The 20,925-nt window shown below is 67.0% G+C and carries 18 protein-coding genes; 9 read left to right on the forward strand and 9 right to left on the reverse strand.

Annotation, left to right across the window (positions count from 1 at the left end; translation table 11 throughout):
* On the forward strand, positions 1-666 hold the full coding sequence (locus JOF55_RS08460; protein ID WP_310272164.1) for a transglycosylase family protein: 666 nt from the start codon (positions 1-3) through the stop codon (positions 664-666).
* Positions 667-870: 204 nt separating this feature from the next.
* On the opposite strand, the gene JOF55_RS08465 is transcribed toward JOF55_RS08460, so the two are convergent.
* From JOF55_RS08465 to JOF55_RS08480, 4 genes are all read right to left on the reverse strand, one after another.
* A complete protein-coding gene (locus JOF55_RS08465) occupies positions 871-1,881 on the reverse strand; it encodes a molybdenum cofactor biosynthesis protein MoaE (protein ID WP_310272167.1) in 1,011 nt (336 codons plus the stop codon).
* On the reverse strand, positions 1,878-2,459 hold the full coding sequence (moaC, locus tag JOF55_RS08470; protein WP_310272170.1) for a cyclic pyranopterin monophosphate synthase MoaC: 582 nt from the start codon (positions 2,457-2,459) through the stop codon (positions 1,878-1,880). Before moaC ends, JOF55_RS08465 begins: the two co-directional genes overlap by 4 nt.
* 100 nt (positions 2,460-2,559) lie before the next feature.
* Positions 2,560-4,023, reverse strand: coding sequence for an NAD-dependent malic enzyme (locus JOF55_RS08475; protein ID WP_310272173.1), 1,464 nt, complete (start codon positions 4,021-4,023; stop codon positions 2,560-2,562).
* Positions 4,024-4,292: 269 nt separating this feature from the next.
* A complete protein-coding gene (locus JOF55_RS08480; protein WP_310272175.1) occupies positions 4,293-4,487 on the reverse strand; it encodes a hypothetical protein in 195 nt (64 codons plus the stop codon).
* 126 nt (positions 4,488-4,613) lie between these two features.
* Here JOF55_RS08480 and JOF55_RS08485 point away from each other — a divergent pair, with 126 nt between their 5' ends.
* Complete coding sequence (locus JOF55_RS08485; RefSeq protein WP_310272178.1) at positions 4,614-6,914, forward strand: helicase-associated domain-containing protein; 2,301 nt, start codon at positions 4,614-4,616, stop codon at positions 6,912-6,914.
* A 60-nt stretch (positions 6,915-6,974) separates the two neighbouring features.
* Here JOF55_RS08485 and JOF55_RS08490 read toward each other — a convergent pair whose 3' ends face one another.
* The 4 genes from JOF55_RS08490 to JOF55_RS08505 are packed head-to-tail and all read right to left on the reverse strand — an operon-like array spanning position 6,975 to position 12,282.
* Complete coding sequence (locus JOF55_RS08490) at positions 6,975-7,583, reverse strand: GTP-binding protein (protein ID WP_374727247.1); 609 nt, start codon at positions 7,581-7,583, stop codon at positions 6,975-6,977.
* On the reverse strand, positions 7,564-8,295 hold the full coding sequence (locus JOF55_RS08495; RefSeq protein ID WP_310272186.1) for a DUF742 domain-containing protein: 732 nt from the start codon (positions 8,293-8,295) through the stop codon (positions 7,564-7,566). Before JOF55_RS08495 ends, JOF55_RS08490 begins: the two co-directional genes overlap by 20 nt.
* A gap of 28 nt (positions 8,296-8,323) precedes the next feature.
* On the reverse strand, positions 8,324-8,752 hold the full coding sequence (locus JOF55_RS08500) for a roadblock/LC7 domain-containing protein (RefSeq protein WP_374727248.1): 429 nt from the start codon (positions 8,750-8,752) through the stop codon (positions 8,324-8,326).
* Positions 8,749-12,282, reverse strand: coding sequence for a sensor histidine kinase (locus tag JOF55_RS08505; protein WP_310272190.1), 3,534 nt, complete (start codon positions 12,280-12,282; stop codon positions 8,749-8,751). Before JOF55_RS08505 ends, JOF55_RS08500 begins: the two co-directional genes overlap by 4 nt.
* 494 nt (positions 12,283-12,776) lie before the next feature.
* On the opposite strand from JOF55_RS08505, the gene JOF55_RS08510 reads away from it, so the two are divergent.
* From JOF55_RS08510 to JOF55_RS08525, 4 genes are read left to right on the forward strand one after another with little or no spacing between them, the layout of a single operon-like run.
* A complete protein-coding gene (locus JOF55_RS08510) occupies positions 12,777-13,847 on the forward strand; it encodes an ABC transporter substrate-binding protein (RefSeq protein WP_310272194.1) in 1,071 nt (356 codons plus the stop codon).
* Between the two features lie 42 nt (positions 13,848-13,889).
* The gene (locus JOF55_RS08515) at positions 13,890-14,654 is read left to right on the forward strand and encodes an ABC transporter permease (protein ID WP_310272197.1); all 765 of its coding nucleotides are present in this window, start codon (positions 13,890-13,892) and stop codon (positions 14,652-14,654) included.
* A complete protein-coding gene (locus tag JOF55_RS08520; protein WP_310272200.1) occupies positions 14,651-15,472 on the forward strand; it encodes an ABC transporter permease in 822 nt (273 codons plus the stop codon). The genes JOF55_RS08515 and JOF55_RS08520 overlap by 4 nt, the downstream gene beginning before the upstream one ends.
* A gap of 58 nt (positions 15,473-15,530) precedes the next feature.
* A complete protein-coding gene (locus JOF55_RS08525; protein ID WP_310278313.1) occupies positions 15,531-16,397 on the forward strand; it encodes an ABC transporter ATP-binding protein in 867 nt (288 codons plus the stop codon).
* Positions 16,398-16,430: 33 nt separating this feature from the next.
* Here the strand turns inward: JOF55_RS08525 and JOF55_RS08530 are convergent, their stop codons facing one another.
* On the reverse strand, positions 16,431-16,883 hold the full coding sequence (locus JOF55_RS08530; RefSeq protein WP_310272204.1) for a hypothetical protein: 453 nt from the start codon (positions 16,881-16,883) through the stop codon (positions 16,431-16,433).
* A gap of 575 nt (positions 16,884-17,458) precedes the next feature.
* On the opposite strand from JOF55_RS08530, the gene JOF55_RS08535 reads away from it, so the two are divergent.
* The 3 genes from JOF55_RS08535 (at position 17,459) to JOF55_RS08545 (ending at position 20,924) form a co-directional block, all read left to right on the forward strand.
* The gene (locus tag JOF55_RS08535; protein WP_310272208.1) at positions 17,459-19,120 is read left to right on the forward strand and encodes a DNA repair helicase XPB; all 1,662 of its coding nucleotides are present in this window, start codon (positions 17,459-17,461) and stop codon (positions 19,118-19,120) included.
* A gap of 102 nt (positions 19,121-19,222) precedes the next feature.
* The gene (locus tag JOF55_RS08540) at positions 19,223-19,819 is read left to right on the forward strand and encodes a suppressor of fused domain protein (RefSeq protein ID WP_310272211.1); all 597 of its coding nucleotides are present in this window, start codon (positions 19,223-19,225) and stop codon (positions 19,817-19,819) included.
* Positions 19,820-19,937: 118 nt separating this feature from the next.
* A complete protein-coding gene (locus JOF55_RS08545; protein ID WP_310272214.1) occupies positions 19,938-20,924 on the forward strand; it encodes an o-succinylbenzoate synthase in 987 nt (328 codons plus the stop codon).
* Position 20,925: the final 1 nt, after the last annotated feature.

Below are 20,925 nucleotides of genomic sequence, written 5' to 3' on the forward strand. Positions count from 1 at the left end.
ATGGCTCGCTATAAAGGCAAGCATCGTAAGCAGTCCAATGCCGCCCGCAACGCCGCCCGTGTCGCCGTCGCGGGAGCCGTGGTCGCCAGCCCCCTCGCGGTCGCTGCCCCCGCCAGCGCCGCCGACTGGGATGAACTGGCCCAGTGTGAGAGCAGCGGCGACTGGCACATCAACACCGGTAACGGTTTCTACGGCGGACTGCAGTTCACCGCCTCCACCTGGTCCGCCTTCGGCGGTGACCAGTACGCCGCCAACGCTCACCAGGCCACTCGTGAGCAGCAGATCGCGGTCGCCAAGAAGGTGCTGGAAACCCAGGGGCCGGGTGCCTGGCCCGCCTGCACCGCCAAGACCAACTGGGTCAACGGCAGTACCTCGGGCAGTGCCAGTGCCTCGGGCAGTGCCGAGACCTCGGACAGTGCCGAGACCTCGGACAGTGCCGAGGCTTCCTCGGAGCAGAGCTCCGGTTCCGCGGAGAGCTCCGTCGGCGTGAAGAGCTCCAGCAGTGTGCAGTCCAACGGGGCGGACTACACCGTCCAGTCGGGCGACACCCTGAGCAAGATCGGCCAGCGGTTCGGCGTGAACTACCAGGACATCTACCAGCGCAACACCGATATCCTGAACAACCCGAACCTCATCTTCCCCGGCCAGCAGCTCGACATCCAGTGAACTCCTCGAGCTGTTGATCGGTCGGTGAGTCCGGCCGGGCGTTCGAGATCCTCGCGATCGAGCGAACCGGCCGCATGAGACCCGGGGCCCTGCCGCCTTCCCCCAGCGGTGGGGCCCCGTTCCATTTCCACATGCGACAGTCGAAGCCGAGGCGACGGTTCAGCAACCGCCCACGCAGGCCTTCGAAGTCCGCCGACGATTGCCTCACGGGCAGTTGACCCACTCTTCGGTGTTGTCCTCGAAAACCTGCCGCTTCCAGATCGGCAACTGCCGTTTGACCTCGTCCACCAATTCCGAGCAGGTGTCGAAGGCCTGCTTGCGATGATCGGCTGCCACAGCGCAGGCAAGCGCCACATCACCGATTCCCAGTTCCCCGATGCGGTGTTCCACCGCGATGGCGCGGACACCCGCACACCGGGACGCGATCTGCTCGGCGACCGTGGTGATCACGTCCGGCGCGCTGGGATGCCCCACGTATTCGAGTTCCCGAACGCCACGCCCGCCATCGTGGTCACGCACCACTCCGCCGAAGGTGACCACGGCACCGGCAGCGCGATGCTCCACCAGGCGCGCCAGCTCGTCGACATCGAGCGATTCCTGCGTGACCTCGGCGCGCAACACCTCGGCCGCTGTGTCGCCCTCTCCGCTCGGTGCCACGGTGTGGCCGTGTCCTCGGCCGCCTTGACCGCCCGAACCCTCGTCTCCCGCGTCCTGTCCGGCGCGGGCGTGCCCCGAACGGACATGGTCGCCACCGTGCACCTGATCCACCGCATGGTCGAGAACGCCATCGAGAACACCGAGGCCATCACGCACCCCGCCCTGCGAGCCGGGCAGGTTGACGATCAGCGTGCTGCCGCCGACACCGGCGATCCCCCTCGAAAGCACGGAAGTGGGAACCTCCGGCAACCCGGCGCTGCGCACGGCGTCGGCCAGGCCCGGGATCGGATAGTCGAGCACCTCGGCGGTGACGTCGGGAGTCCGGTCGGTCGGGCTGATTCCCGTGCCGCCGGTCGTGATGACCACGTGCACACCGTCCGCAACGGCACGCCGCAGCGCTTGCCCGACCGGCTCCCCGTCCGGAAGCACCTCGGGATCGGGCACCTCGTAACCACGCTCACGGAGCCACTCGACGATGGCGGGACCGGTCCGATCCTCGTACACACCGGCGGCCGCCCGGTTCGATGCCGCCACCACACGGGCGGTGCGTGCGGTCATTGGTTCTCCTCCTGTGCCTCCGGTGCGTTGCGCACCCAGATGCCGGTCTTGCCGCCTTCCTTGCGTTCCACCCGGACGCCGTCGAGGACGGCAGCGGGGTCCACGGCCTTGACCATGTCGTGCAGGGCGAGCCCGGCACCGGTCACGGCCGTCAGCGCCTCCATCTCGACGCCGGTGCGGTCGGTGGTGCGCACCGTGGCGGTGATCCGCACTTCGGCATCACCGGTTTCGAGATCCACCCGTACACCCGAGATCGCGATCGGATGGCACAACGGGACCAGATCCGGAGTGCGCTTGGCAGCCATGATGCCCGCGATCCGGGCAGTGGCCAGTGCGTCGCCCTTGGGCAGGTCGTCGCTGCGCAGCAGCTCCACGACCTCGGTGGTCGTGCGTACGACACCGGTGGCCACCGCCGTACGGGCGTCGACCCCCTTGTCGGAGACGTCGACCATGCGCGCGGCCCCGGCCTCATCGACGTGAGTGAGCGCCTGCTGCCTGCTCGTATCCTGCGGGGATCGGTCCTGCGGGGATCGATTCTGCGGGGATCGGTCCTGCGGGGATTGGTCCTGATGGGCCATGTACCGACCCTAGAACAGTGCAGAAGAGCCACGTCCGCGGCACCCGTGTCACTCTCCGTGTCGCTGCGGGCAATTTCGCGAGAAATTGCCCGCCCTACCGTCAGAGTCCCCGGTTCTCACCCGCCGACTCCGGGGCGCCCCCACCTGCCGCGATACCGGACTCGGTGGCGGGCACCTGCCCCTCCGTGGCCGCACGGCGCACCGCGTCCGCCACGGCGGGTGCCACGGTGGAATCGAACACGCTGGGCACGATGAACGAGGCATTGACCCGCTCGCTGCCATCGACGACATCGGCGATCGCATCCGAGGCGGCGAGCATCATGTCATCGGTGATTTTGTGTGCGTGGGCGTCCAGCAGGCCCCGGAAGAAGCCGGGGAACGCCAGCACATTGTTGATCTGGTTCGGATAGTCGCTGCGGCCGGTGGCCACCACCGTGGCGTGCTTCTGCGCTTCCAGCGGGTCGATCTCCGGATCCGGGTTGGCCAGAGCGAACACGACCGCTCCGGAGTTCATCGCGGCGACGTCGTCGGAACCGAGCAGGTTGGGGGCCGACACACCGATGAACACATCGGCGCCTTCCACCGCGTCACCGAGGCTGCCGGTACGACCCTCCGCATTCGTACTCGCCGCGATCGAGCGCAGATTGGCGTCGGTATCGCCCCGCTCGCTGTGCACGATGCCGTCGATGTCGACGGCGATGATCTCGCGTGGCTGTTTGTGCTGCAGCAGGCGAATGATCGCCGAGCCCGCTGCGCCCACTCCGCAGACCACGACACGGCAGTCGGTGATGTCCTTGTCCACCACACGCAACGCGTTGCGCAGAGCCCCGAGCACCACGATCGCCGTGCCGTGCTGGTCATCGTGGAACACGGGGATATCGAGCCTGTCGCGGAGACGTGCCTCGATTTCGAAGCAGTTCGGCGCGGCGATGTCCTCCAGGTTGATACCGCCGTAGACGGGAGCGAGGAGTTCGACCGCGCGGATGATCTCATCCGTGTCCTGCGTATCCAGACACACCGGCCAGGCATTGACGCCTGCGAACTTCTTGAACAGCGCCGCCTTGCCTTCCATGACCGGCAGCGAGGCCGCAGGCCCGATGTTGCCGAGCCCCAGCACCGCGGAGCCGTCGGTGACCACGGCAATGCTGTTGCGCTTGATGGTCAGGCGCCGGGCGTCTTCGGGGTTTTCCGCGATCGCCGTGCACACCCGCGCCACACCGGGAGTGTAGGCACGGGAGAGATCGTCACGGTTGGCCAGCGCGACCTTGGAATTGACTTCGATCTTGCCACCGAGGTGCACCAGGAACGTCCGGTCCGAAACTTTGCGGACTTCGACGCCGGGAAGCGCACGCAGGACCTCGGTGATGTCCTCGGCATGATCGGACGACAGGGAATTGCAGGTGATGTCGACCACGATGCGATCGGCGTGGGACTCGACGATGTCGAACGCCGTGATCACACCCCCGGTACGGCCGACAGCACTGGTCAGGTCACCGGCTGCGCTGGCAGACGGAGGGGCTTCCACACGGACGGTGATCGAATAGCCCGGACCCGGAACCGGCATGCTGCCCCCTGTCACTGGAAAAAAAGCGGATAATTCACTCCCGCACATGATTCCAGAAACATCACTCGAATGGACCTTGCTGTGTCGGCAATCGCTACGATAGAGAGCTATATCACGTGCCCACGTAGCCTTGTGCCGGGCAAGTGCCCCACCGGGTACGGACACCGAAACGCCGGAGCGACTCGCTGCGGCAGGGTGGTCACCCGAGCGGAAAACCCGAAACGGAGCCGCCCGAGCATGCGCGAGCGGTACCGCCCGCGGTCACTCGGTCACTTGTTGACCCTGGTCTCGGGGTGCACATAGGGAACACTGTCTTCGGCCAGTGGGAAGGTGATGTCTCCGAACGGCGACATGGCCCCCTGTCGGTCGGTGACCAGCTCGCTGACCGGAGCATCGTCGGCCTCCCCCACCTGCGGCCACGCCGGATCGATGCGCTCGCTGTCCTTCTTCTTCCCGCTCGCCACGTCGTCCTCCTGGTCCGAGTACTGTTCGGGTCCAGTTTGCCCGATCGTCCCCGGAGTCCCACAACGGGCACCGGGTGGCCGCCCGCTGCTCTCCCGGTGACTGCACCAACCGGTATCTTGATAGGGATGCCCGGTAGCTCACGAGCGGATTCCTCCTCACCAGCGGACTGGCCCTCCCTCGTCGACTGGCTCCGCGCCCGCAGCGATGACGAACTGCTGGCACTGTTGCGTGCCAGACCCGACCTGGCCACTCCCGCACCCGCCGACATATCGGTGTTGGCCACCCGTGCGGGTGTCCGCTCCTCGGTGGCTCGAACCTACGAGGAACTCGACTCGTTCACGTTGTCCGTGCTGGAGGCGCTGGTCCTGCTCGACGCCGACGAGTCACCGGTTTCGAGCACCGCACTCGCGGAATTCCTCGGCAGTGATATCACCCGAGCCCGCGTGCGCCGCTCGCTGGCCGTCCTGCGTGAGCGCGCGCTCGTGTGGGGCGAGGAAGCGCAACTGTCGCTGATACCCGCCGTGCGGGAGACGATCTCGACTTTTCCCGGCGGTCTCGGCGGCGCCGCACCGGAGCTCACCGAAGCACGGGCACGGGACATGCTGGACACCCTCGACGAGGAAGAACGACGCCTGGTCGACGCACTCGCCGTGGGACCACCCGTGGGACGGACGAAAGACGCGAACACCCGCGCCTCGCTCGAACAAGCACAAACGCCGATTCAGCGCCTTCTCGCCAGGAACCTGCTGCTGCGCCGGGACAGCGCCACGGTGGAACTCCCCCGGCAACTGGCGCTGGCCGTGCGCGGCGACCGGCCGATGGGCTCCGTCGAGCCCGAGGAACCACTGCTCGATGCCCGCTCCCACGGCCAACCCACTCTCGATTCCACCGCGGCCGGCGAGGTACTGGAGCTGTCCCGGCATGCCGAACTGCTGATCGAATCCTGGGGTGAGCAGCCACCGGATGTCCTGCGTTCGGGTGGCGTGGGGATCCGGGAGCTGCGCCGGACCGGCAAGGCGCTGGAGATCGACGAGAACCGGACCGCCCTGATCGTGGAACTCGCCGCCGCAGCGGGTTTGATCGCCGACAGTGCGGACGAGTCCGCGGAATGGGTACCCACCGTCCACGCCGACACGTGGCTGGCCTCCGCGCCCGAACAGCGCTGGCTTCCGCTCGCCCGGACCTGGATGGACATGCCCCGGCTTCCCGGCCTCATCGGCACCCGCGACGAGAAGGACCGGCCACTCGGACCCCTCTCCGAGGAGCTGCGGCACCCCTCGGCACCGCGGGAGCGGCGTCGCATTCTGAGCCTGCTCGACGAGCTGCCCTCCGGGCACGGAGTGCGTACGCCGGAGGACGCCGTCGCCGTTCTGGCGTGGCGGGCACCGAGGCGCGGAGGCCGACTCCGCGACGACCTCGTGCGCTGGACCCTTTCCGAGGCGACCGCGTTGGGCATCATCGCACTCGGCGGTTTGACCACTGCCGGGCGCGCACTCCTCGAAGGCGATGCGAACGAGGCTGCGAGGCTGCTGGGGACTGCTCTGCCGGAACCGCTCGACCATGTGATGGTGCAGGCCGACCTGACCGTGGTCGCGGCCGGACGACTGGAGCCGGACTTGGCCTCCGAGATGAACCTCGTCGCCGACGTCGAATCCGCGGGCAGCGCGACCGTGTACCGGATCAGCGAGGCCAGCGTCCGCCGCGCGCTGGACGCCGGACGCAGCGCGGACGACCTGCACGCCCTGTTCCGAAATCGCTCGCGCACTCCCGTTCCGCAGTCCCTGACCTACCTTGTCGACGACGTCGCCCGCAGACACGGAAGGCTCCGCGCCGGTACCGCCTCGTCCTTCCTGCGCTGCGACGACCCCGTCCTGCTCGCCGAAGTGCTCGCCAACCCCGCAGTATCCGGACTGGAGCTGCGCAGGATCGCACCGACCATCCTGATCAGTCCGCTGCCGCTGGGCGAAGTGGTCGGCGGACTACAGACGGCCGGGTTCGCTCCCGTAGCGGAAGGGCCGGACGGCCGGGTGCTGGACCTGCGACCCGGTGCACGGCGCGTGAGCGGGCGAGGCCGGGCGGCACAGCCCCCGGCTCCCGCATCGACACCCGACGAGGAGCAACTCGCGGAACGGGTACGCACGATGCGCGCGGGCGACCACGCCGCGGCGGCACGGCGCGGCGACACCGTGGTTCCCGAGCGCGGGCGCCCCAGCGCCACGGCGACGCTGGCGCTGCTCCAGGACGCGGCACGGCAGCGCCGGAGCGTCTGGCTCGGCTTCGTCGACGCCCACGGTGGGGCGACCCAGCGCGTCGTGGAGCCGGTCAGCGTCGGCGGCGGCGTGCTGCAGGGCTTCGACCAGGGACTCGGTGAAGTGGGCAGCTTCCCGCTGCACCGCATTACCTCGGTCGCCGTCGTCGAGGAGTGACCCCGCTGATTTTTGCAGTTTCGCGCGAAACTGCATTTTTATCGTCCCGCCAGGGGGCGGTCACCCGGAAGCCGTGGCCATGCGTTGCCGCATGGCATGCTGCACCAGCGTGATCAGGGTTTCCTTGGTCGACTCCTTCTCCCGGGCGTCGCAGCACAGGATGGGTACCGACTCGTCGATGGTCAGCGCCTCCCGCACGTCTTCCACGCGGTGATGCAGGACGCCGTCGAATGTGTTCACCGCCACGACGTACGGCAATTGCCGGTCATCGAAGAAGTCGATCGAGGCGAACGCGTCCGCGAGCCTGCGGGTGTCGACGAGCACGACCGCGCCGATCGCACCACGCACCAGGTCGTCCCACATGAACCAGAAACGATGCTGGCCCGGTGTGCCGAACAGGTACAAGATGAGGTCGGAATCCAGCGAGACGCGGCCGAAGTCCATCGCCACGGTCGTCGTCGACTTGGCCGGGGTCGCGGAGAGGTCGTCGACCTCCACACTCGCCTCGGTCATGACCGCTTCGGTCGTCAACGGCAGGATCTCGGACACCGACCCGACAAAGGTCGTCTTACCGACACCGAAACCACCGGCGACCACGATCTTCGTCGAGGTCTTGTCGCCGCCTTGGTTTCCGGCCATCCCGGGGGGATCAGAGTCTGCGAAGCCCACTGAGCACCCTTTCCAAGAACTCCATGGACGGCCGGTCGCCCACGACCATTCCACTCTCGTGAATTTGAACCAGGCCGAGACCGGCCATGTCACCGATCAACACCCGCACCACACCGAGTGGCAGGCGCAGATGGGCCGAGATCTCGGCTACCGAGCGAGTATCCGTGCACAACCCACAAATGGAGCGGTGCTCGGGCGTGGCCTGCGCGGTCTGCGTACGGCCTCGCTCACTGGTCGACACCAGCGTTTCGATAGCCAGATCGTATTCCGTGCGGGTACGTCCCCGTGTTCGGGCGTACGGCCGCATCAGGGATCCGACGTCGTCCGACCCGTCATCGTCCGATGCCGCCTGGCCGGGTATGGACGGCATCGATCCGGAGATGGACGGCATCGACTGCGAGATCGGAGACATCGGCTTGGAGATCGACGGCATCGACACGGCCCCCGAGTCCGGATACTGCTCCGAACCGGACCGGTCACCGGCATCCGCCCGCTCCGAGCCGTAGCCGGAGCCGAACAGGTCGGCACCCGGACCACCGAACAGGCCACGCTCGTAATCGCCCGTCCGCTCGGTCTGCCCACGAGAGTCGGAACCCGGCTCCTCCTCGCGTGGACCATCGAGGAAGTCGTCCTGCCAGGAATCCGAGCCCATCCGATTGCTGTACAACCGGAAGAGATCACCATCCCAGTTGGGATCGGCGCCCTCGCTCATGGTGAGCTCCCCTCAGCAACGGCGGCACTCATCGCCCCATCCCCTGCAACTGTGCGCGCAATTCGGGGGTGAGCTGGCGGCCGACCCGCTCCACAAGCAGGGTCATCTCGTAGGCGACCAGTCCGATGTCGGCGTTGGGCGCGGCCAGCACCGCGAGGCAGGAGCCATCGCTGATCGACATCAGGAACAAGTAGCCCTGCTCCATCTCGACGACAGTCTGGGTGACGTCACCGGCCTCGAAGCATCGCGCCGCACCCTGAGTCAAACTGACCAGGCCGGACGCGACCGCGGAAAGCTGCTCGGCACGGTCGCGGGGCAGACCCTGCGAGCCTGCGAGCAACAGACCGTCCGCGGAGACCACGACCGCGTGCGCAACGCCGGGAACCCGGCGTACGAAGTCGGTAATCAGCCAACTGAAGCTGTTGCTGCTCATGGGTTGCTGGACGGACCCGGTCACTCCTGCTCCTCGTGACGACTCGGGATCGAGTGGGACTGTTCGGTCGAGGCCGATTCTTCCGTCTTGGCGTGCCTACCACGCTGGACACCTTGCTGGAAGTTCGACATCCTGCCACGCACAGCATCCGCCGAGCGGGCCGAGGTGGGTCTGCTGGGGGGCGGAGACTGCGGCTGCGGCGCAGCCGACCCCGGAACCAGATTGGACTGGGGCTTGCGCTTGGGCAGACCCGCGGAGGTCGTTTCCTGTTCCTGCTCGTCCTGTTCCAGAAGCGCCTCGGCGGCCTGCCACCCCGCGTCGCCGGCTCCCCAACCGGGTTCGGCTGCCTGCCGCGCCTGGGCAACCCGGTCTCGCTGTTCGCGGGTCGCCGCCCGCCGCCCGACGCGGGGGCCCTCGGGCACATTCGACGGGAGAGCCGAACCGTTCGGCGCCGATTCCTCGGCCGGGTCGGGTAGAACCGACGAACCGTTCCGACCGGAGTGCCCGTTCCGAGCGGCAAACGGATCCCAGGATGGTGTCTCCTCGGCAGGTGACCATCCCGTGCCGTTGCGGGCGGCGAACTCGTCGGGTTCCACTTCGAAGCCGGCAGGACCACCGAACATGTTCATGGCGGTGTCCTGGTCGAGCACCGCGTCCCGGGACGGCGGGGATTGCGACACCGGGGAACCATTGTTCGGCCGCTCCGCAGGCGCGCTCGGCGCGGACGAATCGAAGTTGCCTGCTTCCTCCCGGGACGATCCGCGTGTCATGGGACGGGCATTGTCGTCCTCGTCCGACTCGCGGAACCACTGCGAGAGCACGGCTTCATAAATGGGTAGACGCTCGGTCGGCGCATCGTCCATGTCGCGGGCAACCCCCTTCGACCAGGTGTTGTCCGCCGGATCCTGGGCCTGAACGCCGTTGTCCACCGGTGCCGGAGCACCCGCCACGTCCCGTGCCCGCTCCTCTTCGGCGGGAATCCGCGCGAATTGAGTCGTCTTCTCGGCCTCGAAGGGGCTGTGGAACAAGTTCCCGGGATCGTCGACTCCCGGTGGGACCCCGCATTGCCCGTCAAGTGCGTCGGGGACCTCCTCGTCCATGACGGCATCCTCGCTCGGCCATTCGGCCTCGACGGGCTCGTCCCGGGTGAACTCGTCATCACCCCCGGACTTCACCACGTCGGAAGTCGCGTCCCAGTGCGGCACATCGGCTACCCCGTAAGAACTGCCCGAGGAAACATGCACGGAGTACTGATTGGCCGGTTCGCCGATCTCCTCGAGTTCCGGCCACGAATCCTGGGGCCACGAATCCTGGGGCCACGAATCCTCCACCGGCTCCTCGGCCGATGTCCGCGCATCGCCACCCACCGGCATGGCCATCTCGGTGGGCGGCTCGACCGGTGCACGCTCGATCCCGTCCCGGCCGAAGGCAGCGGCGAGTCCCCCGTGCGCACCGGTGTCGGAGAGCGGATCACGTTGTTCACCGCTCGGCGCATGCTGGATGTCCGGCATCGGCATCGGACCGTCCGGGGTGAGCTGGACCACGATCTGCCCGGAGAGGCGGACCGTCGCGGTGATGCCGCCTTCGAGATCCTCGTTGTTCTGCAGCTCAACACCGATATCGTGCCGCCGCGACAGCTGACCGACCACGTAGAGACCCATGCGGCGCGAGACCGCGACATCCACATCCGGTGGCCGGGTCAACCGGTCGTTGATATCGGACAGTTCTTCGCTGTCGATACCCACACCACGGTCGCGGATCTCCAGGACGAGCTCCTGCTTGCGGTAAACGGTCCGGACGGTGACCTCGGTGTCCGGGTTGGAGAACACGGTGGCGTTCTCCAGCAGCTCGGCGATCAGATGCACGACGTCGTTGACGATGCGCCCTTGGATCGCCAGTTCGGGAGCGTCGGCGATGGCGATCCGTGCGTACTGCTCCACCTCGGAGACCGCGGCACCGACGACCTCGGTCAGCGGAACCGGCCGCATCGTCCGCCGGGTCAGGTCGGTGCCCCCCAGAATCAGCAGATTCTCGTTGTTGCGCCGCATCCGAGTGGCGAGATGGTCCAGCTCGAACAGACTGCTGAGCTGATCCGGATCCTGTTCGTCCTGTTCCAGGCGTTCGATGAGCGAGAGTTGACGCTGTACCAGCGTCTGACTGCGCCGCGCCAGGTTGACGAAGAGGTCATTGACGTTGTTGCGCAGCAATGCCTGTTCGGAGGCCAGGCGCAGGGCCTGTGAATGCACGGCATCGAAGGATCGGGCCACCCGGCCGATCTCCTCCTCCGTGTGCACCGGGATCGGCTCGATCCGGCCACGGACGGAAGTGTCCGGATCGGACTCGTCGAGGATCGAATCCACTGCCTCGGGCAGACGGTTGTCGGCCACGTCCAGGGCCGAACGACGCAGTGTTCGCAGCGGCAACAGCAGCGAACGACCCACCATCAAAGCGATCGCGAACGCCAGCACCAGCGCACCGAGGACCAGCCCTGCCGCGAGGTACATCCGGGTACGTGCCTCGCCGGCGAGTGCGTCCACTCTGTCCTGCAACTGCCCGTGCAACTGCCGACTCATCCGGTGGGTCAGGTTGACGGTCTCGGTGGAGGTCTGCAGCCACTCCTGAGTCGACAGCCCGGCGAGCGCCTCATCGGACTGGGTCACCGGGCTTCCGGGCCGAGTTCCGGACTGGGCCGCCGTGCTGTCGGACCGGGCCCGCACGAGCGCCGTTTCCTCGATGGTGCTTGCCCTGTCCACGGCCAAGCCGGACACGATGTCGTTGTAGGACTGCAGCTGTGCGGGAGTGGCCCATTTTCGGAAGTCGTGCAGAGCAGCCTGCAGTGCCGCGTCGGCAGCGAGGAATTCCCGCTGCTCGCCCGCATCGAAACCATCGCCGTGCAGCACCGCGGCCAGCAACGCCCGCTTGGTGGATTCCTGCTCCTCGACATGGGACATCGCGCTGGCTGCCAGGACGAGACGGACGACCTCGGGATTGTCGATCCGCGTGATGTCCTGCTCGCCCAGATGCAACAGGCTGTCCACGATGCTGGTGTAGGCCCGCAGGGCAGCGTCGGCGGGGTACTGCGTGTTGTCGGTGACCTGGCGCAGCGAAGCGAGGCGGTCGAGACTGGAGGCGGCCTTGTGGAACCGGTCGGCCACCTCGGGGTACGAGCCGCTTTGGACTCGTTCGATGTCGGAACGGAACCGGGAGATCGCTCGATCCACAGCGGCTCGTTGCTTGTCCAACTCGGTTCTGTCGGCTGTCCGACCCGAGGCGATGTAGGAGACCGTGAGGTCGCGCTCGCGCTGCAGCTCGTGCATGACCGACAGGACGCTGGAGTGCAACTCGACCTGACGACTGTTGCCTGCGAGAGCTTGCACCTGCGTGTACGCGGAGTGGACCTGGAAGACCCCCAGGGCCAGTGCCGCGATCGACGGAACCAGCAGAACCACGAGGAGTTTGGTCCGCAGCCGCCAGTTGCGTATGGATCGCATGCCTGCCCAGCCACGGCCGGTGTTCCGCCCGCCCATGGGGCCGACGTCCGTACCCTGCGGCATCGAGTCCCGTATCGATGACGACGGCATGTCACCATCACGAGCAGTAGCAGATCCATCACCCATCGAGGGGGGGTGGGAATCTGCTGACCCGACCATGTCGAGACGATCGGGGCCTTTGTCTCCTCGGGCCACTCCGGGCTTCCTCATTCCGACAGTTGCGGGCACGTGCCGCACCGACCTGGTCACCAGCCGGCACGAAAAGCCGAAATTTGCAGCTCAGGGGAAGGTGACCAGCAGGCCGCCCAGTCCCTCGCCACACGGGAGCACGAGGTTGTCACTCCCATGGGCGGGCCCAGCGTACTGGCGACGACCACGGGCGGGGAAGTGGGGCTCGCTATACGTAGGGTGATTCATACTCAGTTCCTGAACGCCCATTCAGGTGAAATCAATCTCCGGCCCGCTGGCGGCGCCCCCACGGCGTCCGTGAACAGCCTCACTCTTCCGGTTGAGTTCTCCAGCACTGTTGACTCGCAGTGGCGGAGACGTAAGAGTGCATGGCGTTCCTCACCTACCACGTCACCGGAGAGCCCGAGATGGTTCGACCTGTCTCCCGAGTCCGCCGCAGACGCGGCTCACCGCTTCGGACAGCCCTGACACTGACCGCCTGCATCGGTCTCTTCCTCGTCTCCGGCTGCGGCCTACTCAGCGGTTCGGAAGGCAAAGCCGCCAACCAGGGCAATGGCAACGGCCTGACCACGATCACCGTCGGTACGATGCCCGCGGTCGACGTGGCTCCACTGCACCTGGCCATCCAGAACGGTTACTTCGAACAAGCCGGCCTCAAGCTCGATCTGCAGACCATCTCCGGCGGCGCTCAGGGCATCCCCAAGCTGGCCAACGGCTCCCTGGACGTCACCTTCGGGAACTGGGTCTCGTTCTTCCGCGCCCAGCAGAAGGGAGTGGTGGACCTCAAGGCCATCTCGGACGCCTACCAGGCCGCCAAGGGCACCTTCCTGCTGATGCGCATGCCCGGTAAGGGGATCACCTCTCCCGAGAGGCTGCAGAACGAGAAGATCGCGGTCAACACCCGCGCGAACATCAACGAGCTGCTCACGATCACGACGCTGAAGCCCTACGGGCTGACTCCGGGAGAAGACTACGAGTTCGTGACCATGGACTTCCCGGACATGCCCTCAGCCGTGCAACGTGGCGATGTCGCGGCCGCTTCGGTGATCGAACCGTTCATCTCCCAAGCCAACAAGCTCGGCGCCGAGACACTGCTCGACACCGCATCGGGGCCCACCGCGAACATGCCCATCGCCGGATACGCGGCAACTCAGAAATGGGTGGAAAACCACCGTGGCGCCGCGGCCAAGTTCCAGCGGGTGATGTCGCGAGCCCAGCAAGAGGCCGGTGCGGATCGCAACAAGGTCGAGAAACTCCTCCCCACCTACACCAAGATCGATCCGGAGACGGCTCCCCTGGTGCAGATCGGTACCTATCCCACGACACTGGATGCCTCCCGGCTGCAGCGGGTCGTCGGGCTGATGAAGGCCAACGGGGAACTTCCCCAGGGCAAGTTCGACGTCGAATCCATGTTGTTCCACGCACCGCCCGCGAAGTGACCGTGACCGTGCACATCGAGCAGCACAACGGACTCGGACTCCATGCGTCATAGCGTTCGAGCCCTGATCGGAGTGGCCGGCTTTCTCGGAGTGTGCGAGATCGTCGGCCGCTCCGGCCTGGCTCCGCAGGAATACCTTCCGCCTCCGTCCATCGTGCTGACGGAGCTGGCTCGCCTCCTCGGCGAGCGAACCTTCCTCCTCGATGTCATCGCCACGATGCTGGCCTGGCTGATCGCGCTCTCGATCACGGCGGTGATCGCCGTCCCGGCCGGACTACTGCTGGGCAGCGTGCCGATGCTGCGTAACGCCGTCGGTGCCGTGGTGGAGTTCCTCCGGCCGATCCCGTCGGTGGCGCTGATCCCGCTGGTGCTGGTCATCGCCGGTGGCGGCCCCGACACCAAGATCTTCCTCGCCGTCTACGCGGCGGTCTGGCCACTCCTGTTCAACACCATCTACGCCCTCGGCGAGATCGATGACCAATTGATCGACTCGACCAGGGCGTTCAACATCTCCCGCCGCGAGGTGCTGCTGCGGGTCACGCTGCCGAGCGTGACGCCGTTCGTCCTGACCGGTCTGCGCCTGTCCGCGAGCACGGCACTGATCGTGCTGATCAGCACCGAGATGCTGGCACCGGGAAGCGGCGGTATCGGCCACTTCATCTACCTCGCCAGCAGCGGTGCGGGACGGATGGACCAGGTCCTGGCAGGCACCCTGGTCGCCGGAATGCTGGGATACCTGATCAACGCCGGGATGGCGGGCGTACAGCGGCGCTGGGTTACCTGGGCACCGGCCGGAGGGACGACATGAGCGCGGCGACCAGGATCACCGATGCGGCACCGGCGCGGCTGCGAAACCGATTCGGTCGGTTGGCACAGCAGTGGACGGTGTTCTTCGCCTGCGTACTCGGCTGGCAACTGGCGACCGTCTCGGCGCAGAGCCTCTTCTTCCCCACACCGCTGGAGATCGGTACGCGGATGTGGAGCAACTGGTTCAGCGGTCCGGCCGGGCAGGTGTTTCTGACCGATGCGGCCTTCGCCGACATATTTCCCAGCGTGGGCCGGTTGTTGCTCGGCTGGCTGCTCGCCGCGGTGGTCGGGGTGACAGTCGGCCTGTTGCTGGGCCGTTCCCACAACGCCATGGCCTACTGCGGTCCCCTGCTGTCGTTCGCCCGGTCGATTCCGCCTCCCGCGCTGGTACCGGTCTTCCTGGTGCTGTTCAGCATCGGATTCAGGATGCAACTGGCCACGATCATCTTCGGGTCCATCTGGCCGGTCCTGCTCAACAGCGCCGACGGCGCTCGCGCGGTCGACACCACCAAGGCCGAAACCGCCCGCGCATTTCGCATCCCCCGTGGACAGTGGTTGCGCGCCATCGTGCTTCCCACGGCGCTGCCGAAGATCTTCGCCGGGCTGCGGATCAGCCTCTCCCTCGCGCTGATCATGATGGTGATCTCCGAGCTCGTCGGGGCGACCAACGGCATCGGCCACACGATGACACTCGCACAGTTCCGATTCGACTACACACAGCTCTGGGCCGGAATCGTGCTGCTGGGCGTGCTCGGATACGCCCTCAATGCCGCCCTGCAGACCATCGAGAAACGAGTGCTGCACGCCTTTCCCCAATGACCGGGAAAATCCTGCAGCGCAGGATCTCACAACGGACGGGAGTTTCCTCGTGGCGACCATGCTCGACGTGGCCGAGCTCGGCCACACCTACGGCGGCGGGCAGACGCACACCGCGATGTCGGACCTGTCGTTCACCGTGGAAGCCGGCGAACTCGTTTGCATCGTCGGCCCTTCCGGATGCGGCAAGTCCACCCTGCTGCGGTGTATCGCCCGGCTCATCGAGCCGAGCCGGGGGCAGGTCCACCTGCACGGCGATCTCGTCCGGGAGGTTCCCGAGGATCTGGCGGTGGTGTTCCAGGACTACAGCCGCTCGCTGTTTCCGTGGATGAGCGTGCGGGGCAACATCGAGTTTCCACTGCGTTCCCGCGGAGTGAGCAAGTCCGAGCGGCGCGAACGTGCCGAGGAGACGCTGAGCCGGGTCGGCCTGCCGGATGCCGCGACGAAGTACCCGTGGCAGCTTTCCGGGGGGATGCAGCAGCGGGTGGCGATCGCGCGGGCATTGGCATGCCGCCCCACGCTGCTGCTCATGGACGAGCCCTTCGCCTCGGTGGACGCCCAGACTCGCTTCGACCTGGAGGACCTGCTGCTGCAGGTGCGCAGGGAGCAGGACACCACGGTGCTGCTGGTCACCCACGATATCGACGAGAGTGTCTATCTCAGTGACCGTGTCCTGGTGCTGTCGAAGTCACCCGCCTCGATCGTGGCGGACCTGCCGGTCGGATTGGGCACCGACCGGGATCAGATCACCACCCGCGAGTCCGAGACCTTCGTTCACCTGCGCAGCGAGATCGCCCGCCTGCTGCGCGATGCTCCGGAGGATGCCCCGGAGACGAAGACCTCGGTCGCTCCGCCGGAGGGCACCTCGATACACGAGGACAGCGCCACGAGCACGGCCTCGGCACGGACGGAATCCGCCGACGCGTGACCGGCGCGATCCCAGCACCGTCACCGAGCCGGATCACGAGGCGCTCACCCGAGTGAAGCACGCCGTCAGCGGCGGTGTTCGTGTTCCGAGATAGGACTCGAGAACCCCGCAGACATCCTCGCCGGGAACGACGTGTTTCACCTCCGTCACCCGGAGATCGGCTCGTGGGTCCCCGCAGGCAACCTTGATCGGCGCGGCGTCCGGATTCCCTCCCGTCGTCAGGCAGTCGGAAGCCGCGAAGTCGGGAGTGATGCAGAGCACCCTGTCCGGCTCCTTCTCCCAGAAACTGCCCCCGCACCGCTGGAAGATCCCCTCAGGAGAGCCGATGGGGCCTTCGACGACCTGTACGACCCGGTAACTCGACCGGACGCTCCCGCACTCCGCGACAAAGATGTCCGCGTTCATCGCCACCTCGTCGCTCCCGATGCAGTCCCCGGCCTCGATCTCATCGCCGCCGAGCACGAAGAGCGACACCACGAGCACCACTCCGAGCAGCACGGCCATGCCGGCTCCGACACCTCCGATGATCCAGCCCGTGTGCTTCTTCCGTGGTGGTGGCCCTGGTGGTGGCCCCCACTCGGAGATCTGCCCACCGAATCGTCCCTGCGGCGGATATCCCGTACCCGGAGGTTGCTGGTAAGCAGGCTGCGCGGGACCTCCCCAGAAGGACCCGTGCGGCCCCTGCTGGGGATAGCCCTGCTGTGGGTACCCCTGCCGGGGACAGCCCGGAGGACCGGGTTGCTGCGGCGGAAAGCTCACGTGTTCCTCTCACGACGATCATCCGATCGACGTAAGAACATATCCGACGACATCCGGGTGGAGCGCCGATCGCCGCATTCGGTATCGGTGGGATACCGGAACGTACCGGAGCCGAGACCCGGATCAGCCTCGGCCGGACTCCTCGATCACCCGACGGGCGGTCCGCTCGACTTCGGCCACCACCATGACCGGAGTACCCGTACTCCGGTGGAATACTGGATGACCGTGCCACCGTTGGTGGCAACGGTGCCCGCCACCGGCACGAACCCGATCACAACCGCCCTCGCGAGGAGCCTGCCCCCGTGACTGATGGACCTCTCATCGTCCAGTCGGACAAGACCCTGCTGCTCGAGGTCGACCACGCCCAAGCCGACGAAGCACGCACCGCCATCGCCCCGTTCGCCGAACTCGAACGGGCTCCGGAGCACGTGCACACCTATCGGATCACGCCACTGGCCCTGTGGAACGCGCGCGCCGCCGGGCACGACGCGGAACAGGTCGTCGACGCACTCGTCTCCCATTCGCGCTACCCCGTACCGCAGCCCCTGCTGGTCGATGTCACCGAGACGATGGGGCGCTTCGGGCGGTTGGAACTGGCCAACGATCCGGCGCACGGACTCGTGCTGAACTCGCGGGACCGTGCCGTCCTCGAAGAGGTCCTACGCAGCAAAAAGGTCAAGCCGATGCTCGGTGCGCGGATCGACGACGACACCGTCGTGGTGCACAAGAGCGAGCGCGGACGCCTCAAGCAGGCACTGCTCAAGCTCGGCTGGCCCGCCGAGGACCTCGCGGGCTACGTCGACGGCGAGGCCCACCCGATCTCGCTGGACGAAAGTGGCTGGCAACTGCGCGAGTATCAGCGTCAGGCCGCGCAGTCGTTCTGGGCGGGTGGATCCGGAGTCGTCGTCCTGCCCTGCGGCGCGGGCAAGACCCTCGTCGGTGCTGCCGCGATGGCCGAAGCGCAGGCGACCACGCTGATCCTGGTCACCAACACCGTCGCGGCCCGGCAGTGGAAACGCGAACTCGTCGAGCGGACCTCGCTGACCGAGGAGGAGATCGGCGAGTACTCGGGGGAGACGAAGGAGATCCGCCCGGTCACCATCGCGACTTACCAGGTCATCACCCGCAAGTCCAAGGGCGAGTACAAGCATCTGGAGCTGTTCGACTCCCGCGACTGGGGCCTGGTCATCTACGACGAAGTGCATCTGCTGCCCGCGCCCGTGTTCCGGATGACCGCCGACCTGCAGTCCCGAAGGAGGCTGGGACTGACCGCGACCCTCGTCCGCGAGGACGGCCGCGAGGGCGACGTGTTCTCCCTGATCGGACCCAAGCGTTACGACGCACCGTGGAAGGACATCGAGTCGCAGGGCTGGATCGCACCGGCCGAATGCGTCGAGGTCCGGGTCACGCTCACCGAGAACGAGCGACTGTCCTATGCGACCTCCGAAGCCGAGGAACGCTACAAGGTGTGCTCCACCGCGCACACCAAAGCCCCCGTCGTGCGGGCGATCCTCGATCAGCATCCCGGTGAGCCCGCTCTGGTCATCGGTGCCTACCTGGAACAGTTGCACGAGCTCGGCGAGGCGCTGGACGCCGCGATCGTCGAGGGTTCCACGAGGAACAAGGAACGCGAGGCACTGTACGAGGCGTTCCGGCGCGGTGAGATCAACCGACTGGTCGTGTCGAAGGTCGCCAACTTCTCCATCGACCTGCCCGAGGCGTCGGTGGCCGTGCAGGTGTCGGGAACATTCGGTTCCCGGCAGGAAGAGGCGCAGCGGCTCGGACGGTTGCTGCGGCCCAAGGCCGAGCGCAAGCAGGCCCACTTCTACTCCGTGGTCTCCCGCGACACGCTCGACACCGACTACGCCGCCCATCGGCAACGGTTCCTCGCCGAGCAGGGTTACGCCTATCGCATCGTCGACTCCGACGACCTGCTCGGACCTGCCCTCCCCGATGTCGGCTGACGGTGTGCGAAAGCCACCCGGCAGCACGTCCGGTCACACTCCGTCCGAATCCGGGATCAACCGGATACGGTGGCGACAAGCATACGCAGCACGGGAGAACAGATGAGCGCCGACAAACAGGACATCGCAACAGGAGGCGGCGCACACCGGTTCGTCGGACTCGCCGAGAACCTCGAACACCATGCGGGCAGGCCCAGCGGAGCCGAGCCGCCGAACGTGCGCGGTGACAACCGCGGATACGGTCTGGTTTTCTTCCAACTCGACGAGTACCACCTGACCACGGTCATCAGCTCGGGACTGCGGTTCCAGTCGATCGGTGCCGATCCGGCGCAGGAACTCGCCTGCACCGTGTATCGGGAGCAGGCCGAAGCAGCGCGATACCTGGTCGACCTCACGGCGCAGCTCCTCGTGGAAATGGGCACTCATGTGACTCCCGATCAGGTCATCCCCAATGAGCAGCCCTTGCTGGCGAACACGGAGTTCCACGGTGTGCTCGCGGGCGGGCATCCCCTGTTCCCCGCGGAGTTCACCCGGTTCACCGACGCGGACGGTGTCGAACAACTTCAGGTGTTCACGCTGCTGCCGGTGACCCTGGGGGAGATCAACTTCGTGCTCGACAACGGTGTCTCCGCCCTGCGGCAGCAGTGGGCCCGCTTCGAGGTCGACGTGTTCGACCTCGGTCGCCCCAGCGTGGCCTGAGAACAGCCGGTGGAGAGCATTCGGTGCCATCCCGTGTCATCGTGGTTCGACCGCACCCGAACGTGTTACCGGCGCCATCTCGGCGTGCCGAGTCGACGGTCGGTGAAAGGATCGGAGTATGGATGCCGGCGACACGAAGATCGACTTGGCCGAACTCGATGCGGTGCGCGTGTACGCCCTGCCGATGCGCACGAAGTTCCGTGGTCTCTGCGTCCGACAGGGAATCCTGCTGAGCGGACCGACAGGTTGGGGTGAGTTCTGCGCCTTCGAGGACTACTCCGACACCGAGTCGGTGCCCTGGCTCGCCGCCGCGCTGGAGGCCTGCGCGGGGGACTGGCCGGAACCGGTGCGCGACAAGATCCCGGTCAATTGCACCGTCCCCGCGGTCACTCCGGACAAGGCGTACGAGATCGCCGCTACCTCCGGCTGCTCCACGGCGAAGGTGAAGGTCGCCGAGCCCGAGCAGGACCCCGGTGAGGACATCGAACGTGTCAGCGCCGTCCGGGACGCACTCGGTTCCTGCGGTGCTGTGCGCGTCGACGCCAACGCCGCCTGGGATGTCGACGATGCAGCGGCACGGATCAAGGAACTCGACCGCGCCGCGCACGGACTCGAATACGTCGAGCAGCCGTGCGCGAGCGTCGACGAACTCGCCGCCGTCCGGCGGCGCGTCGACGTGCGTATCGCCGCCGACGAGTCCATCCGCCGCGCCGAGGACCCACTGCGGGTGGCCGTCGCGGAGGCGGCGGATGTCGCGGTGCTCAAGGCGGCACCGCTCGGCGGCGTCCACCGCGCGCTGCAGGTCGCCGAGGCCTGCGGCCTACCCTGCGTCGTCTCGTCGGCGGTGGAGAGCAGTGTCGGCCTCTCCGCCCAGCTCGCCCTGGCGGGCGCCCTGCCGGAGTTGCCGTTCGCCTGCGGCCTCGGCACGGTATCGCTGCTCGACGGCGATGTCGTCGCCGACTCGCTGGTCCCCTCGGGCGGGAATCTCCTCGTACCCCGGCAAGCCCCCGAACCCGCCCCGGCACGAGTCGCAGCGGCCACCCCCTCCGCCCGCACCCAACGCCGCTGGCTCGACCGACTCCGCCGCGTCCACGCCCTGCTGTAAA

This window comes from Haloactinomyces albus, from assembly GCF_031458135.1.
Classification (GTDB): domain Bacteria; phylum Actinomycetota; class Actinomycetes; order Mycobacteriales; family Pseudonocardiaceae; genus Haloactinomyces; species Haloactinomyces albus.